Source organism: Streptomyces sp. NPDC014894 (genome assembly GCF_043080985.1).
GTDB lineage: Bacteria > Actinomycetota > Actinomycetes > Streptomycetales > Streptomycetaceae > Streptomyces.
In genome coordinates, this window is record NZ_JBIBWD010000003.1 from 308,955 (window position 1) to 325,390 (window position 16,436).

12 protein-coding genes are annotated in these 16,436 nt (G+C 72.1%); 1 reads left to right on the forward strand and 11 read right to left on the reverse strand.

From position 1 onward, the window contains the following. Window positions 1-3: 3 nt before the first annotated feature. From ACF089_RS09290 to ACF089_RS09340, 11 genes are all read right to left on the reverse strand, one after another. Window positions 4-2,688 carry a tetratricopeptide repeat protein gene (locus tag ACF089_RS09290; RefSeq protein ID WP_392024761.1) on the reverse strand — a complete coding sequence of 895 codons (2,685 nt, stop codon included), beginning with the start codon at window positions 2,686-2,688 and terminating at the stop codon, window positions 4-6. Window positions 2,689-2,738: 50 nt separating this feature from the next. Further along, a complete protein-coding gene (locus ACF089_RS09295) occupies window positions 2,739-4,079 on the reverse strand; it encodes a hypothetical protein (RefSeq protein WP_392024011.1) in 1,341 nt (446 codons plus the stop codon). A gap of 19 nt (window positions 4,080-4,098) precedes the next feature. Next, complete coding sequence (locus tag ACF089_RS09300; protein ID WP_392024013.1) at window positions 4,099-5,199, reverse strand: glutamate ABC transporter substrate-binding protein; 1,101 nt, start codon at window positions 5,197-5,199, stop codon at window positions 4,099-4,101. A gap of 11 nt (window positions 5,200-5,210) precedes the next feature. Then, a complete protein-coding gene (locus ACF089_RS09305) occupies window positions 5,211-6,620 on the reverse strand; it encodes a hypothetical protein (protein WP_392024016.1) in 1,410 nt (469 codons plus the stop codon). 280 nt (window positions 6,621-6,900) lie between these two features. After that, window positions 6,901-7,890 (reverse strand): N-acetylglucosamine kinase, encoded by a 990-nt coding sequence (locus ACF089_RS09310; RefSeq protein ID WP_392024017.1) that lies wholly within the window; start codon window positions 7,888-7,890, stop codon window positions 6,901-6,903. Then, window positions 7,881-9,146, reverse strand: a complete 1,266-nt coding sequence (locus tag ACF089_RS09315; protein WP_392024020.1) for a 6-phospho-beta-glucosidase — start codon at window positions 9,144-9,146, stop codon at window positions 7,881-7,883. Before ACF089_RS09315 ends, ACF089_RS09310 begins: the two co-directional genes overlap by 10 nt. A gap of 8 nt (window positions 9,147-9,154) precedes the next feature. Further along, window positions 9,155-10,069, reverse strand: a complete 915-nt coding sequence (locus ACF089_RS09320; protein ID WP_392024022.1) for a carbohydrate ABC transporter permease — start codon at window positions 10,067-10,069, stop codon at window positions 9,155-9,157. 3 nt (window positions 10,070-10,072) lie between these two features. Beyond that, a complete protein-coding gene (locus ACF089_RS09325) occupies window positions 10,073-11,014 on the reverse strand; it encodes a carbohydrate ABC transporter permease (protein WP_392024025.1) in 942 nt (313 codons plus the stop codon). 13 nt (window positions 11,015-11,027) lie between these two features. Continuing rightward, complete coding sequence (locus ACF089_RS09330; protein ID WP_392024026.1) at window positions 11,028-12,365, reverse strand: ABC transporter substrate-binding protein; 1,338 nt, start codon at window positions 12,363-12,365, stop codon at window positions 11,028-11,030. Between the two features lie 194 nt (window positions 12,366-12,559). Continuing rightward, complete coding sequence (locus ACF089_RS09335) at window positions 12,560-13,720, reverse strand: ROK family transcriptional regulator (RefSeq protein WP_392024763.1); 1,161 nt, start codon at window positions 13,718-13,720, stop codon at window positions 12,560-12,562. Window positions 13,721-14,202: 482 nt separating this feature from the next. Further along, window positions 14,203-15,297: a mechanosensitive ion channel family protein gene (locus ACF089_RS09340; RefSeq protein WP_392024029.1), complete on the reverse strand. Its 1,095-nt coding sequence runs from the start codon at window positions 15,295-15,297 to the stop codon at window positions 14,203-14,205. 265 nt (window positions 15,298-15,562) lie between these two features. Here ACF089_RS09340 and ACF089_RS09345 point away from each other — a divergent pair, with 265 nt between their 5' ends. Beyond that, a complete protein-coding gene (locus ACF089_RS09345) occupies window positions 15,563-16,099 on the forward strand; it encodes an HNH endonuclease (protein WP_392024032.1) in 537 nt (178 codons plus the stop codon). The last annotated feature ends 337 nt before the right edge of the window (window positions 16,100-16,436 follow it).

Below are 16,436 nucleotides of genomic sequence, written 5' to 3' on the forward strand. Positions count from 1 at the left end.
CAATCACACCCACGTCCGGGGGCGGAAGCGGTTGGCACGCTCCACCAGTTCCATCCGCTCCTCGCCCCGCTGGGCGAGCCGGGCGAGGACCCGGTAGGAGCGTTCCAGCCCGAGGCGCAGTCCGCGTTCGTCCAACTCGCTGCCGAGCAGCGCCGCGGGCGCGGAAGCGGGCCGGGCCGCCGGGGCGGTGGGCGCGCTGCCGGGCCGAGACGCGCTCGACGGAGCCGGTACGGACGGCTGAGCACCGGGACTACCGGAGAGTACCCAGTCCAGGGCCGTACCGAGTACCTCTGTGGACAACTGTTCGCGGCGCACCGCGTCCAGACCGAACCCCTTCAGCGCCTCCACCTGAGCCGCCGCGGCCAGCAGATCGTCCAACAGCGGTTCCTGGGCCGCCCGTCGGCGCAGCCGGGCCCGTACGGCGGCGACCCGGGCGGCCGTGTAGTGGATCGACGACTCCGGCACCGACTCCAGGGTGCGTACGGCGCCGGTCCGGTCGCCCGCCGCGAGCTGCACCCGGGCCAGGCCGAACGCGGCGCTGACATAGCTCGGGTCGGTCGTCCACACCAGCCGGTAGTACTCCGCCGCGTTGTCCAGCTGGCCGAGGACCTCGGCGCACACCCCGAGCGCCAGCTTGGGCGCGGGCTCGCCGGGAAAGGCGTCGTAGATCGCGTCGAAGGAGAGCGCCGCCGCCGCGTCGTCCCCGGCCGTCAGCGCCGTCAGACCCCGGTACCAGACCACCCGCCAGTCGTCCGAGTGCCCGTTCTCCAGCTCCGCCAGCACGGCGGCCGCGGCGGAGCCCTCGCCCAGCTCCAGCCGGCCCCGCAGTTCCCGCAGCCGGGTCTCGGTGGTCGGCGCGGGCCCGGCGGCCAGCGCCGCGATCAGCTCGGCGGGCGCGGAGGCCAGCAGACCGGCGAGGAAACCGGCGTTGGGGTCCCCGGGGTCGACCCGGGGGACGGGCAGCGCGAGCGAGACGGCCCGGGTGTCGAGGGCGGCGAGATGCGGCGCGAGCCGCACCGCGCCGGGCGCTCCGGCCCGCTCCGCGATCCCGGCGGCGGCGCTCGGGCCCCGGGCGGGCTCAGCGATCCCCGCCGAGGCCCCCGGCTCACCGGCCCGTGACGCGCCGGCCCCCGGCTCACCGGTCGCCTGACGCGGAAGCGGCGACGGCCCGGCGGGCGCGCCCGCGCCGATGGCCTTCTTCCGACCCCGGCCCCGGCCCAGGCCCAGGCCCCGCCCCAGGCCCCCGCCGCCGGCGCGCCGCGCGCCCAGCGCCGACACATCGCCCGCCGACTCGGCGAACAACTCCGCGTCGGTGACCCGCAGCTCGGGACCGAACAGCGTCGACAGCGAGGGACGCGGCCGGCCCGTCTGGAGGGAGACCACCTCCCTGAGCACCCCCGTCAGCTGCTCCGCCATCTCCTGCGCGGAGGAGAACCGCCGGGCGGGATCCGGGTCCGTCGCCCGCACCAGCAGCCGGTAGAACGACTCGTAGGTACGGAAGACCGGCACGTTCTCCGGATCGGGCAGACAGTCCGCGAACACATTGGTGTAGCCCTGGAAGTCGAAGGTCAGCACGGCCAGGGTGCGCGCCACGGTGTAGAGGTCGGAGGCGACCGACGGACCGGTCTCGGCGACCTCCGGAGCCTGGTAGCCGACCGTGCCGTAGATCGCGGACTCGTCGTCGTCCATCCGCCGGACCGCGCCCATGTCTATCAGCTTGAGCTGGTCCTGCTGCTGGATGGCGTTGTCGACCTTGAAATCGCAGTAGAGCAGCTGACGGCTGTGCAGATGACCGAGGGCCTCCAGCGCCTCGATCCCGTACGCGCACGCCTGCTCCACCGGCAGCGGATCCCGCTTGCCGGACGCGTCCCGGCGGTCGTTCGCCAGCTCCTTCAGCGACTTCCCGCCGACGTACTCCATGACGATGTAGCCGTCGAGCGAGCCGGTGCGCTGGTCGAGGTGCTCGACGAAGTTGTAGATGCGCACGATGTTGGAATGCTCGATCTCGGCGAGGAACCGGCGCTCCGATATCGCCGCCGCCATCGCGTCCTGGTCGCCCGTGTCCAGCAGACCCTTGAGCACCACCCAGCGGTCCGAGACGGCGCGGTCCACCGCCAGATAGACCCAGCCCAGACCGCCGTGGGCGAGACAGCCCGCCACCTCGTACTGGCCGTGCACGATGTCACCGGCGGCGAGCTTGGGAACGAAGGAGTACGGATGGCCGCACGAGGTGCAGAAGCCCTCCGTGCGCCCGGTGCGCGTGCCGCGCGAACGCCCCACCGGGGCCCCGCACTCGGAGCGCGAGCAGAACCGCTTCCGCTCCGGCACCTCCGCGTTCTCCATCACGGCCGTACGCGGCTCGGGGCGCGGCACCTCGGGCACGGTCACCAGCCCCGCGCCCAGCCGATTGCGCCCCGAGACGCCGGTGGAGCTGCCGGAGCTGCGCACCGAGACCGAGCGGGTGGAGGAGGCCGAGCCGGACGCGGCGGTGGCGCGCGACAGCCGCCCCGACACCGAACGGCGGGAGGTGGAGGAGCGCGCGGACGCCCGCGAGGAGGCCCGGGAGGAGCGGGAGCCGTTGCGCACCGATCCGCCCGTCCGGCCGGAGCCCGGCGCGCCCGGCGGTCCGGCGGCCGCGACGACCGGCGCGAGACCGCAGGTGTCGCAGTACAGCTCGCCGCCGCCCATGTCCTCGTAGCCGCCGTCGCAGCCGGGCCGCTGACAGCTCTCGTTCCCGCTCACGCGTCCCCCCGGCGATCCTCGGGCCGGGACGGCCCCGGCTCCCGTTGGGCCAGGGCCTCGGCCGCGGCCCCCTGATAGCGCAGCACCGCCTGCTCGGCGACCCGCAGATCGCACGGCGCGCTCCACAGCATGCGGCGGGCCACGTCGTACCGCTCGATCAGCAGCGGGTCCTCGGCGAGGCCCAGACGGGCCATCTTCGCCTTGTACGCGTCGAGCCGGCCGCGCAGCTCGGCCCGGACCGCGAGCGGGGCGGTGACCGCCGTCAGCGACTCCCGGGCCCGCATCAGCTCGTCCTCGGCCTCCCGCTCCAGGGTCTCCAGCAGCGGGGAGAGCCGGTGCCAGCGGGAGTGCCTGCGGTACTCGGCGGCGGTGCCCAGCCGCTCCTGGAGCGCCGTCGGCGGGCCGCTGACCGCGGGCACCTCGGTGGCGGCGATCTTCGCCAGCACCTCGCCGCGCGCGGACCGGGCCTCGGCCAGGGTGCGATCGGCGCGGGAGAGGACGTCGCGCAGTCGCATCAGCCGCTCCTCGGAGTCCTGGCGGACCCGCAGCACGGCCTCGATCTCCCGCCGGATGTCCTCCAGGGCGCGGGCCGCCCGGTCGTAGCGGTCGGTGTCGGGCCGCCCGCCGCCGGGGGCCGAACTGCCGCGCGCCGGACGCCAGAAGGCCAGCGGGTCCGAGATCACCTGGGCGCGGAGCGCGGACAGCTCATGGGTGATCTCCTCCAGCTCGTCCCCGGAGGGGTGTTCGCCGGGGCGCACGCCCACCGAGTGGGCGAGCGAGCGGGTGCGCTGCAGCTCGGCGGAGAGCAGATCGATCCGGGCGGGCAGCGCCGACCACACCGCGTCCGCCGTCACCACGACGTCCAGGGAGCTCGCGTACAGCTCGTTCATCCGCTCGACCAGCTGCTCCAGCGAGAAGCGCTCGGAGAGTCTGGCCGGTCCGCCGATCGCCAGGGCGGCGCCGGCGGCCGGGGCGGCCACGGTCACCCCGGGGCCGCGCAGCCGCTCGGTCAGTTCGGCCAGATCCTCCCGGCCCGGCCAGCGGCGGCGCGAGCGCAGCTCACGGATGCCGGTCAGGGCGGCGGAGTAGGCGTCGAAGTATCCCCACAGCAGGGCTATCGCCTGCTCCGCGGCGGCCCACCGGTCCTTGGTGACACCGGTCAGCTCGGCCCCTTCGAGGAGCCTGCGGCCCGCGTGGTCCTGGAGGGCGAGCAGTGAGGACTCGATCGCCTCGTGCTCGGCGCCCAGACGTGTCAGCGCCCGGTCCACCTCGTCCCGGTCCATGGCCGGTCCCGAGGTCCACCCGCCGGAGCCGGAGGCCGCTCCCGCGACGCCCATCGATCACCTCTTTCGTTCGTCAGCGCTGCCGGTACTTGGGCTCGGGCGGTCGGGACATGCCGGGCAGACCGTCGGCGAGCCACCGCTCGTACGCCTTGGTCCATTCGGACACGCGGTACTCCTCCAGCACGTGGTTGACCCGGCGCACCAGATCGTCCTTGCCGAGCTTGACGGCCACGCCGTAGTACTCGGTGGTGAAGGCCTCGCCCTTCAGCTCGACCGCCGGGTCCTGGGCCGCCTGGCCGGCCGCGAGGGCGTTGTCCGTGACGACCGCGTCGGCGAGGCCCTCCTGGAGCCGCACCAGGCAGTCCAGCTGATTGGGCACGGTGAGGATGTCCTCGTCGGCGGGGCCGCCGTCGTGCGCGTCCCGGTAGACGGAGCCGAACGCGTTCTTCTCCAGGGCCTCGTACGCCGTGGAGCCCTCGGCCGAGCAGACCCGCTTGCCCTTCAGCGAGGAGTCGTACCCGGTGATGTCGGAGCCCTTGGAGGCGAGCACCTGCTGTCCGACCTCGAAGTACGCGGTGGAGAAGGCGACCTGCTTCGCCCGGGCGCAGTTGATGGTCATGGTGCGGACGACGAGGTCCACGGTGTCGCTGTTGAGCGCGGGGATGCGCTGATTGGTGGGGATGGCGCGGAAGATGATGTCGTCGGCGTCGCCGAGGACGTCCTCGGCGATGGCGCGGGCGAGATCGATGTCGAAGCCCTTGAGCCTGCCGGAGTCCGCCGGATCGCGGTAGCCCCAGCGATAGCTGTTCTGGTCCACTCCGACGACCAGCTTGCCGCGCCTCTTGATCTCCGCGATGTTCGGTCCGTCGCCGGAGGACGCGGGCAGGGAGGCCTCCGGCGCGGTGCAGTCGTCCGCGGCGGCGGGCGAGGCGGCCGTGACGCTCCGCTCGCCGCCGGAGCCCGCGGCGCCGACGCCCCGGGAGAGCGGGAGCAGGGTGACGGCGGCGGTCAGCGCGCAGACGGCGGCCATGGCGGCGACCCCGCCCCAGCCGCGCAGAGCGATCCGGCGGCCGGTCCCGGACCCGGCCGCGGCGGAGCCCCCCGCCCCGGTCGTGGCGTCGGCGGAGCCCCCGGCCCCGGTCGTGGAGTCCGCGGAGCTGGTCCCGTCCGTCATCTCTCCCCCTCTCACCGGTACTCCGACAGTCTGCGGTTGACGCCGACGACCGCGCCCGCGGCGCCGAGCACTCCGAGCACCGCCGCCCCGGCGGGCAGTCCGCCGAGCGCGTCCCGCCCGTCCCGCGCGGCCCGGGTGAACTCGCCCTGCTCATGGGCGAGCGCCTTCTCCAGGGCCTCGTCCACCCGGTCGAAGGTCTCCCCGGTGGAGCCCTTCGCCCCGATGACCTTCTTCAGCGCGCCCTCGTAGTCGCCGGCCCGGTCCGTGGTGCTGACGTCCCGGTGCCGGGTCCGCCACTCGCCCACGGCGTCGGCCGCCGAGGCGACGGGGGCACGGCCCGCGTCGTCGTCCGCGAGCTGCCCGGCGCGGTCGAGCCCCTTGCCGAGGTCGACCATGCCCGCGGTGTACTCCGTCTCGTACTTGTCGCTCTTGCCGTCGTCGGTGAGGACCGCGCCGCGCGCGACCAGGACGAGATTCTCATTGGCGCGGGCCTTCAGGGAGCTGATGCGCGCGTCGTTGAGCACGTCGAGGGAGTGCTGCCCCTCCTGTCTGGCCTCGGCCAGCGAGGACCGCGCCAGGGTGTGCCCGACGGCCAGCCACAGCAGGACGGCGGTGGTGGCGGCGGTCGCGGCGAGCAGCCCCGGATTGAACACGCGATGGGTGCGCAGATAGGTGCGGCGCTGGGCCCAGAGCAGCGTGCCGAGCGCGGCCAGACCGATCGTGAGCGAGGCGAGCGGCCAGAACCGGGCCTCCTCCTCGTCCTGCTGGAGACGGGCCGACTCCGCGTCGTACAGCTTCTGGGCGGCGGGCAGCAGCACCTTGGTCATCTGCTCGTTGGCGAAGCGGAGATGGGCGCCGCCGAGGGGCAGATTCTGCCGGTTGTAGGCGCGGGCGGTCTCGATCCGGCCGGTGTAGACCGGCAGTTCCTGATTGAGCGTGGCGATCTGGCGGCCGGACTCGCTGGAGCCGTCGGCGGCGGTCGCGGCCTTGACGAGGAGCCTGGATGCGAGGGCGATGTCCCGTTCGTACCGCTCGCGGACCTCGGCGGGCTCCTCGGCCGGTCCGGCCAGGAAGCCGCTGGAGGCGGCGGTGTCGGCGTCGGCCAGCGAGCGGTAGACCGAGGCGGCGTCGGCGCTGAGGGGCTGGCTGCGGCTCACCACGTCGTCCGCGGAGGCCGCCCGGTCGGAGACCTCCAGGGCGGTCACCGCGCCGAACGCGACGACCAGCGCCGCCAGCACGGCGCCGATGATCCGGAGCCGGCCGGGCTCGGTCGTCGCGGTGGCGCGCAGCCGGGAGCCGGCCGCGAGGAGCGCGCCCCGCGCGGAGACAGGAGCGGAATCAGGAGCCGGAGCCGGAGCGGGAGCCCGGCCGGGCCCCGGGCCCGGCGGGTGTGCGGGGCGCACCTGCGGCGGGTGTGTCATGGACCTCCCCCTCGGTCGCTGACGGCGGCCCGCTGCCCGGCGGGTCGGGGGGAAAGTCCCCATGGCCAGCAGTATGGCCGTGATGACCGACAATCACAGCCTGATTGACTGGATCTTGTGATCCGGCGGTCAAGTCCGCTGTGAGGCCCCCGCCTTGAATACGCCTCGCGCGCCTGATCGGTTCCCGTCCACGGGTACGGACGAGGCCCCCGCCCGGACCCGCCGGACGGGGACCTCGGGCGAGGGCCGTGCGCGGGGCCCGGCCTTCAGCGAGCGGCGTCTAGCCCGCGTAGTGGGCCCGGAGGCGGGCGTGGGCCTCGGCCGGGGCCCCGGTGTGGTCGAAGCCGAGCAGGGCCGCGCCGAGGACGGGCGGGGCGGTCACGACGGAGAGGACCGCCTTGGGGGCCTTCGCCGCCGTCATGGCGGTGATGTGCGCGTCGAGTTCGGGATGCCGGGCCGCGAGGACCCCGCCGCCGAGCAGCACCGGGGCCTCCTCGTCCAGCAGACCGAGCCGGTCCAGCGCCACCGTGGACATGGAGACGATCTCCTGCGCCAGCCGGCGCACCAGATAGCGGGCGACCGGATCGCCCGCGGCGCTGGTGGCGAAGAGGACCGGGGTCAGCTCGTGCGTACGGGAGTACGGGACGGTCCCCCGGTGCAGCGCCTCGATGAGCGCGTACACGGAGTCCAGGCCGAAGTGCTCGGGAAGAGTACGGGCCAGGGCCGTCGGCTCGCCCCGGCCGTCCTCCGCGCGGGCCGCGTGCCAGAGGGACTCCTCGGCCATGCCCTGGCCGCCGCCCCAGTCCCCGGAGATCTTGCCGATCGCCGGATAGCGGGCGGTGCGGCCGTCCGGCAGCATGCCCACGCAGTTGATCCCCGCGCCGCAGACCACGGCCACGCCCCGGGGCTCGTCGACGCCCGCGCGCAGGATGGCGAAGGTGTCGTTGCGGACCCGGGTGGTGCGGCCCCAGCCCCGGGCGTGCAGGGCGGCGCTCAGCTCCGCCTCCTCCACGGGCAGGTCGGCGTTGGCGAGACAGGCCGACACATGCTCGATCGCGTCGGTGGACGCGCCCCGGTCCCGGGCCCGGCCCAGCGCCTCGCCGACGGTGTCGGCGAGGAGGTCGACGGCCCGGTCGATGCCGACCTTCGGCGGCTGGAAGCCGTGGTGGCCCCGCGCGGACGCGAGGACCGTGCCATCGGGGCCGACAACGGCCACATCGGCCTTGCTGTTGCCCGCGTCGATGGCGAGTACGGAAGCGGTCACGCCCACGCCAGGTGCTCCCGGTTGTGCGCGACGAGCCGGTCGGTGAGCGCCTCCGCGTACTCGTACTGCCCGATCAGCGGATGCGACAGCAGCGCCCGGAAGACCCGGTCACGGCCGCCGCGCAGCGCCGCGTCCAGCGCCAGGTCCTCGTACGCCGTGACCTGGGCGATCAGCCCCGCGTACAGCGGATCGAGCCTCTCCACGGGCAGCGGCGTCGCGCCGCCGCCGTCCACCGTCGCCTGGACCTCGATGACGGCGTCGTCGGGGAGGAAGGGGAGCGTGCCGTTGTTGAGGGTGTTGACCACCTGGTACGGGCTGCCGCCGCCGCCCAGCAGCGAGGCCGCGAGGTCCACGGCCGCCTCCGAGTAGAAGGCGCCGCCCCGCTTGGCCAGCAGCTCCGGCTTGGTGTCCAGCGCAGGGTCCCCGTACATCTCCAGCAGCTGCCGCTCCATCTCGGCGACCTCCGAGGCCCGCGACGGCTTGGTCCGCAGCTCGCGCACGACCTCGTCGTGCGCGTAGAAGTAGCGCAGATAGTACGAGGGGACCACGCCGAGGCGTTCGATCAGCGGGAGCGGCAGGCCGAGGTTCTCCGCGATCGAGGACCCGTGCTCGGCGAGCAGGGCGGGCAGCCGGTCCTCGCCGCCGGGGCCGCCGACGCGGACCCCGGTCTCCCAGGTCAGATGGTTCAGCCCGACATGGTTCAGATGGACCTCGGCGGGGGCCACGTCCAGCAGCGCGGCGAATCGGCGCTGGAAGCCGATGGCCACATTGCAGAGCCCGACAGCCTTGTGGCCGGCCTGGAGCAGCGCCCGGGTCACGATGCCCACCGGATTGGTGAAGTCGATGATCCAGGCGTTCGGGTTGGTACGGCGGACCCGTTCGGCGATGTCGAGGACGACCGGCACGGTGCGCAGCGCCTTGGCGAGCCCGCCCGCGCCCGTGGTCTCCTGGCCGACGCAGCCGCACTCCAGCGGCCAGGTCTCGTCCTGGAGCCTGGCGGCCTGGCCGCCGACGCGCAGCTGGAGCAGGACGGCGTCGGCGTCCGCGACGCCCGCGTCCACGTCGGAGGTGGTGGTGATCGTGCCGCTGTGGCCCTGCTTGGCGAAGATCCGCCGGGCCAGGCCGCCGATCAGCTCCAGCCGGTCGGCCGCCGGGTCGATGAGGACCAGCTCGCTGATCGGGAGCGTGTCCCTCAGCCTGGCGAAGCCGTCGATCAGCTCAGGGGTGTAGGTGGACCCGCCACCCACGACTGCGAGCTTCATTTCGTGTATCAGCCCTTCACTCCGGTCAGTGTGACACCCTCGACGAACGCCTTTTGGGCGAAGAAGAAGACGATGATCACGGGGGCCATGACCAGAACGGTCGCGGCCATGGTCAAGTTCCAGTCGGTGTGGTGCGCGCCCTTGAAGGACTCCAGGCCGTAGCTGAGCGTCCACGCCGCGGGATTCTCGGAGGCGTAGATCTGCGGTCCGAAGTAGTCGTTCCAGGCGTAGAAGAACTGGAACAGCGCCACGGCCGCGATGCCCGGCTTGGCCATCGGGAGGACGACCTTGAGCAGGGTGCGCACTTCGCCGCAGCCGTCCACCTTCGCCGCGTCGATGTATTCGTTGGGGATGGTGAGCAGGAATTGCCGCAGCAGGAAGATGGCGAAGGCGTCGCCGAACGCCATCGGAATGATCAGCGGCCAGAGGGTGCCGGTCAGATCGAGCTGCTTCGCCCAGAACAGATACATCGGGATGATGATGACCTGGGGAGGCAGCATCATCATCGAGATCACCAGCATCATCGCCACCCGCTGTCCGCGGAAGCGGAATTTGGCGAGGGCGTAGGCCACCGGGATCGAGGAGAGGACCGTCAGCACGGTCCCCAGCCCCGCGTACAGCAGGGTGTTGCGCCACCAGGTGAGGAATCCGGGGGTGTCGAGCACCTTGGTGTAGTTGCTCCACTCCCAGGTCGTCGGGATGAGATCGCGGGTGAGCGTCTGCTGATTGCTCATCAGCGAGGTCAGCACCACGAAGACGAAGGGGAGGACGAAGAAGAGCGCGGCGGCGACTCCGAGGGAGTGCACCGCGATCCAGTGCAGCACCGCCTTGCGGCGGGCGGTGCGCGCGGCGGGGGTGAGGGCGGGGGCGGCGGCGGGCCCGGATTCGGGCGCGGCGGGCTTGGATTCGAGCGTGTGGGTCATGGCTCAGTCACCCATCTGAATGAGGCCGCCGCGGCGCCGCATCAGAAGTGCGGTGAAGACCATGGCGAGCGCGAACAGAACCAGGGCGACGACGGCCGCCGTGCCGTAGTCGAATCGCTGGAATCCGGCGTTGTAGACGATTTGCGGCAGGGTCAGGGTGGACCGCTCCGGATAGCCCGGTTCGAAGAGCTGTCCGCTGCCGCCCATATTGCCGGACGCGACCTTCGCGGCGACCAGGGGCTGGGTGTAGTACTGCATGGTCGCGATCACTCCGGTGACCACGGCGAACAGCACGATGGGCGAGATATTGGGCAGGGTGACGAAGCGGAATCGCTGCCAGGCCGACGCGCCGTCCAGCTCGGCCGCCTCGTACTGCTCCTTCGGCACGTCGAGCAGCGACGCCATGAAGATCACCATCAGATCGCCGACGCCCCAGAGCGCCAGCAGGGTGAGCGCCGGCTTGGACCAGTCGGGGTCGGTGAACCAGCTGGGGGCCGGGAGGCCGAGCGCCTCCAGACCCGAGTTCACCGGCCCGGTGCCCGGGTTGAGCAGGAAGACGAAGGCGAGCGTCGCGGCCACCGGCGGGGCCAGATAGGGCAGGTAGAACAGGGTGCGGAAGACCCCGGCACCCGTCTTGATCTTGGTGATCAGCATGCCGATGCCGAGCCCGAAGATCACCCGGAAGGTGACCATCACCAGCACCAGCCACAGGGTGTTGCGCAGGGCCGGCCAGAACATCGGGTAGTCGCTGAAGACGTAGGTCCAGTTGTCCAGCCCGTTGAAGACCGGCGGACGGAAACCGTCGTACCTCATGAAGGAGAAATAGACGGTCGACAGGAGCGGATAGGCGAAGAAGAAGCCGAATCCGATCAGCCAGGGCGAGAGGAAGGCCGCCGTTCGAAGCGCCGACCGGCGGCGCTTCGAACGCAGGGTGTTGGTGGTCATCGGGCCGGGTTCGCTACTTCAGCTTCGCGATGTCGGTGTCGATCTGCCGCGCGGCCTTCTCCAGGCCGGCCCGCAGATCCTTCAGCTTGCCCGACTCATAGCGCAGACCCACGTCCTGGAGGGTCAGATGATAGGCCCCGCCGTCCACATTGGCCGGGCTGGTGTTGGACTTCGGGTGCTGCGCGATGTCGATGAAGGTCTTGAACTCCGGGGCGTGCTTGAGGTCCGGGGACTTCAGCGCCTCGATCGTGGAGGGCACATTGCGGATTCCGTTGGAGAAGGCCACCACCGCGTCGGTGTCCGTGGTCATGTACTTCACCAGCTCCCACGCGGCGTTCTGCTTCTTGCTGGTGGAGGCGATGCCCATGATGGTGCCGGAGAGATAGCCCTTGCCGTAGTCGGCGAGCTGGTCGTCGGGCACGGGCAGCGGAGCGGTGCCGATCTCGAATTTCACCCCGGCGTCCTTGGCCATGCCGAGCCGCCATTCGCCGTCGAGCTGCATGGCGACCTGGCCGGTGTGGAAGGGGTGCTTGGCGCCCCATTCGTCGCCGAAGGTGTTCCGGTACTTCTTCAGCTTGGCGAATCCGCCCAGTTTGTCGACGAGTTCCTTCTGGTACGTCATCATCTTGCGGAAGGCGGGGTCCTTGGCGATGTTGGACTTGCCCTCGGCGTCGAAGTAGGTCGGCGACCACTGCGGCACATAGTGCGAGATGGTCGTCTCATAGCCGTGGTAGTTCGGCATGAAGCCGAGCTGCTCGTAGCTGTCGCCCTTGGTCTTCGTCAGCTTCTTCGCGACCTCGTCGAACTCGCTCCACGTCTTCGGCGGGGCGGCGATGCCGGCCTTCTCGTACGCGTCCTTGTTGTAGTAGAGGCCGTACGCGTCGCTCAGCAGCGGCAGCGAGCACTGATTCCCGTTGAACTGGGTGTAGTCGAGCAGCGGCTTGTGGAAGACCTTCGTCGGGTCGATGTCCGACTTCTTCAGGAAGGGATTGAGGTCGGTGAACGCGCCCGTGGCGCAGAATTTGCCGACGCTCGTGGTGGAGAAGGAGGAGACGACGTCCGGGGCGTTGGAGCCGCCCGCGCGGAGCGCCTGGTTGATCTTGTCGTCGGTCATATTGCCGACGATCTTCACCTTGATGTTCTTGTGGGCCGCCATGAAGCGGTCGACGTTGTCCTTCATCGCCTTGACCTCGCTGGGGGCGGACCAGCCGTGCCAGAGGGTCAGGGTGGTCTCCGCCTTGGGGTCGTCCGTGGCCTCGCTCTCGGTCGACCCCGTACAGGCGGAGGCGAAGAGGGAGATCGCGGCGGTGGCGGCGAGCGCTGCGGCGGATTTCCTGGTGCGTATGGACATGGCGGTGTCTCCCTGTGGCGGGTCGAGAGGACGGGTCGGGGGTGCCTGGGGTGCCTGTGGGTGCCTGTCGTGCTGAGGAAAGAGCTGCTGGTGCGGGTTCGCGTGCGGGTTCGGGTTCGCGTGCCGGTTCGCGTGCGGGTTCGGGTTCGGGTGCGGGTCGGGGGAAGCCGGAGGCGTCGGGAAGAGTCGGGAGGTCAGCGGTAGGTGTCGAAGACGTCGTCGCGGGTGGCGGCGAGGGCGCTCTCCAGCGCTCCCCGCAGGACCGGGTGTTCGCGTACGGAGCCGAGGACCAGCCGGGGTCTGGGGGCGGCCAGCTCGCCCAGTTCGGTCTGGACCCGGGCGCGCAGCGGCTCGCCGCCCGCGACGATCGCCTCGCCGGAGAGGACGACCAGCTCGGGGTCGAGCACGGCGACCATGGAGGCCAGACCGGTGGCCAGCACGGTGGCGTACCGGTCGAGGAACTCCCGGCACGGCCCCGAGTCGGCCTCGGCGGCCGCGGCCACCAGCCGGGGGGCCACTTCGGTGTAGCGCCCCTCGCCGATGTCCTCCACCCCGAACTCACGGGCGAGCCGGGGCAGCACCTGGGCGCCGGCCAGCTCCTGGAAGCCGCCGCTGTTGGCCTGGGTGACCTGCCGTACGAGCGGGGTGCCGGGGACCGGGAGGAAGCCGACCTCGCCCGCGCCGCCGGTGGAGCCGCGGTGCAGCCGGCCGCCGATCACCAGCGCGGCGCCGAGGCCCTCCTCGTTCCACAGCAGGACGAAGTTGTCCATGCCGCGCGCCGCGCCGAGGTGCTGTTCGGCGACGGCCACGAGATTGACGTCGTTCTCGTACTCCACCGGCATCGGCAGCGCCGCCGCGAGGTCGTCGAGAAGGGCGGGGGAGTGCCAGCCGGGCAGGTGCGAGGCGTAGCGCAGCCGTCCGGTCGAGGGGTCGAAGGCGCCGGGGGTGCCGATGACCAGCCGGTTGACGTCGGCGCGGGTGAGTCCGGCGGCCTTGGCGGCCCCGTCGAGGGCCTGGGTGACCTGCTGGACGGCGCTCTCGGCGCGCCGCCCCGAGGTCGGCAGCTCGAACTCGCCGACGGTGGCCCCGGTGAGATCGGCGACGGCGGCGCGGACGGACTGGGTGGTGACGTCGAGACCGGCGGCGAAGCCGGCCCGCGCGTTGACCGCGTACAGCTGGGCGCTGGGGCCCGGCAGGCCCTCGGTGGTCCCGGTGGCGACGACCAGTCCGGCCGTCTCCAGCCGGGCCAGCAGCTGGGAGGCTGTGGGCTTGGAGAGGCCGGTGAGCCGGCCCACCGCGGTACGGGACAGGGGGCCGTGCGCCAGCAGCAGATCGAGCGCGGCCCGGTCGTTCATCGCGCGCAGCACCCGGGGGGTGCCGGGAGTGGTCCCCGGGGTGGGGGTGGTTCCGGCCACGACGGTGCACCTGCCTTCCGGCTCCGATGGTCCTACCTGCACTGTTAGGAAAGTTTCCTGTCCCGTCGGGAGGAAACTAAGCCGCGTGCCGGGCAGCCGTCAATGGTCCATGCCTGCGGCTCTACCAATCCGTTATCCGGCACTCCGCTTTCCGTCTGCGCGCGGCGCGCCGCCGGAGCCGTTCGGTCGGGGGGTACGGCGTCGGCGGTACGGGCGGGGGCGGGGGTACGAAGACGACGGCGGCGGCGGACGTCCCGGGCCGGTGAGGCCGGGGCGTCCGCCGCCGTGTCGTTCGCTGTGGGGGTGCGCTCTCGTGCTTCTGCGCTACTGGGCTTCTGCGTTTCTGGGCTTCCGCGCTTCTGTGCCGCTGTGCCGCTGTGCTTGTCGCGTCTCGTGCGCCGCGGGACGCGTGTCGGCCCCGGCTACTTCGACAGATTCGCCGGGGGCGGTATCGGGGACGCGGCCATCGACTGCGGGGAGGTCGGGCTCGCCAGCGCCGACGGGGGCGCGACCGAGGCGGCCGGATCCGAGGCCGGGGCCTCCTCGGCGACGAGCGGCAGCCCGCCGACGATACGGATGCCCGCGGCGTCGAAGGCGTGCTTGATCCGCCAGCGCAGCTCCCGCTCGACCCCGAGCCCCTTGCCCGGCATGGTCTTCGCCGAGACCCGCAGCGTCATCGAGTCGAGCAGCACCTCGGTCAGGCCCAGCAGCTCCACCGGCCCCCAGAGCTGCTCGTTCCACGGCTCCGTCTTGGCCAGGTCGTCGGCGACCTCGCCGATCACCTCGCGCACCCGGTCCAGATTCTCCGAGGGGTGGACGGTGACATCGACCGCGGCCGTCGCCCAGCCCTGGCTGAGGTTGCCGATCCGCTTGATCTCGCCGTTCCGCACGTACCAGATCTCGCCGTCGACGCCGCGCAGCTTGGTCACCCGCAGGCCGACCTCGATGACCTCGCCGGAGGCGACGCCCGCGTCGACAGAGTCGCCGACCCCGTACTGGTCCTCCATGATCATGAAGACGCCGGAGAGGAAGTCGGTCACCAGATTGCGCGCGCCGAAGCCGATCGCGACGCCGGCCACACCGGCGGAGGCCAGCAGGGGCGCCAGGTTGATCTTGAAGGCGCCGAGGATCATCAGTCCGGCCGTGCCCAGGATCAGGAACGAGGCGACCGAGCGCAGCACCGAGCCGATGGCCTCCGAGCGCTGCCGCCGCCGCTCGGCGTTGACCAGCAGACCGCCGAGGGCCGTGCCCTCCACCGCCTGGGCGGAGCGGTTCATCCGCGCTATCAGCTTGGTGAGCGCCCGGCGGACCAGCATGCGCAGCACCAGCGCGACCACCAGGATCAGCACGATCCGCAGGCTGGTGTTCAGCCAGGTGGACCAGTTCTGCTCCACCCAGCCCGCGGCGTCCTGCGCGTGCTGGGCCGCCTCGTCGAGGGTGACGGGCCCCTCCGGCGAAGGGGCGGGCGCCGACGGGTCGTCGGCGCCCGGCGGGACGGACAGGGGGCTCGCGGTCACGAGGAGTGCCTCCAGGCATCGCGTACGGCTGGCCAACCACACTAACGGGGCATCCCGCCCGCCCCCGTTGTTGTGTTCGGGCAAGAGAGATGTCTCACCCGGGGATGAAATCGACGGGTCGCGCGTTGTGACAGGCGATGTGGTCGAAAACACTTCGAGCCCGTTACGGCTACGTGGTGGCGCTCGGACCTGGCCTGAGGAGAGACTGAGAGCAGATCGTCCCGGCGCGAGCCACGCGCCGCCGGCGTACAAGGAGGCATCCACCGTGCCGCACGTCCTGGTCCTCAACGCGTCGTACGAGCCCCTCGGCGTCGTACCGCTCCGCCGCGCGCTCGTCCTCGTCCTGGAGAACAAGGCTCTCTGTCTCGAGGAGTCCGGCGCCTTCATGCACAGCGCGACCCGTGTCGTCGCCGCCCCCAGCGTCGTCCGGCTGAAGCGGTTCGTCCGGGTGCCCTACCGCGGCCCCGTCCCCCTGACCCGCAAGGCGCTCTTCGCCCGCGACGGCGGGCGCTGCATGTACTGCGGTGGCGTCGCGACCAGCGTCGACCATGTCATTCCGCGCAGCCGCGGCGGACAGCACGTCTGGGACAACGTGGTGGCGGCCTGCCGCCGGTGCAATCACGTCAAGGCGGACCGGCATCTGCTGGAGCTGGGCTGGAGACTCCGCCATCAGCCCGCGCCGCCCAGCGGTCTGGCCTGGCGGATCATCGGCACCGGACACCGTGATCCACGCTGGATGCCCTATCTGCAACCGTACGGCGCGGAGGACGCGGTGGCCCGGATCGACGGCATATCGGCCTAGATCCCGGGCTCTTTTATTGCGCGGAGCGGGGGCGCGGGGCGGGGGCGGGGGCGGGCGGCGCGGCACCGGGGCTTCCGCCGGGGCCTCCCGGCGCGGGCCGCGCGGGCTGCCCGGACTTCGCGGCTTCATGGGCGGGCCCCGCCCGGGGACTTCGGCAGCGCCTCCCCGACGGACCGGACCCGCCTCCGGCCGCGCTCCCCGGCCTGAGCACCGACTCCGGCCCATGCACCGACTCCGTTCCGCGCACCGACTTCGTTTCGCGCACCGACTCCGGCCCGTGCACCGACTCCGTTCGGGGGATCCGCCGTCCGGGCGAAACCGCTCGGAGGCACGGGCG

Bases quoted from the DNA above. Each gene is read 5' to 3' on its own strand.
- ACF089_RS09290 (WP_392024761.1), bottom strand. From the start codon at position 2,688: ATGGGCGGCGGCGAGCTGTACTGCGACACCTGCGGTCTCGCGCCGGTC.
- ACF089_RS09295 (WP_392024011.1), bottom strand. From the start codon at position 4,079: ATGGGCGTCGCGGGAGCGGCCTCCGGCTCCGGCGGGTGGACCTCGGGA.
- ACF089_RS09315 (WP_392024020.1), bottom strand. From the start codon at position 9,146: ATGAAGCTCGCAGTCGTGGGTGGCGGGTCCACCTACACCCCTGAGCTG.
- ACF089_RS09300 (WP_392024013.1), bottom strand. From the start codon at position 5,199: ATGACGGACGGGACCAGCTCCGCGGACTCCACGACCGGGGCCGGGGGC.
- ACF089_RS09320 (WP_392024022.1), bottom strand. From the start codon at position 10,069: ATGACCCACACGCTCGAATCCAAGCCCGCCGCGCCCGAATCCGGGCCC.
- ACF089_RS09330 (WP_392024026.1), bottom strand. From the start codon at position 12,365: ATGTCCATACGCACCAGGAAATCCGCCGCAGCGCTCGCCGCCACCGCC.
- ACF089_RS09305 (WP_392024016.1), bottom strand. From the start codon at position 6,620: ATGACACACCCGCCGCAGGTGCGCCCCGCACACCCGCCGGGCCCGGGG.
- ACF089_RS09325 (WP_392024025.1), bottom strand. From the start codon at position 11,014: ATGACCACCAACACCCTGCGTTCGAAGCGCCGCCGGTCGGCGCTTCGA.
- ACF089_RS09335 (WP_392024763.1), bottom strand. From the start codon at position 13,720: ATGAACGACCGGGCCGCGCTCGATCTGCTGCTGGCGCACGGCCCCCTG.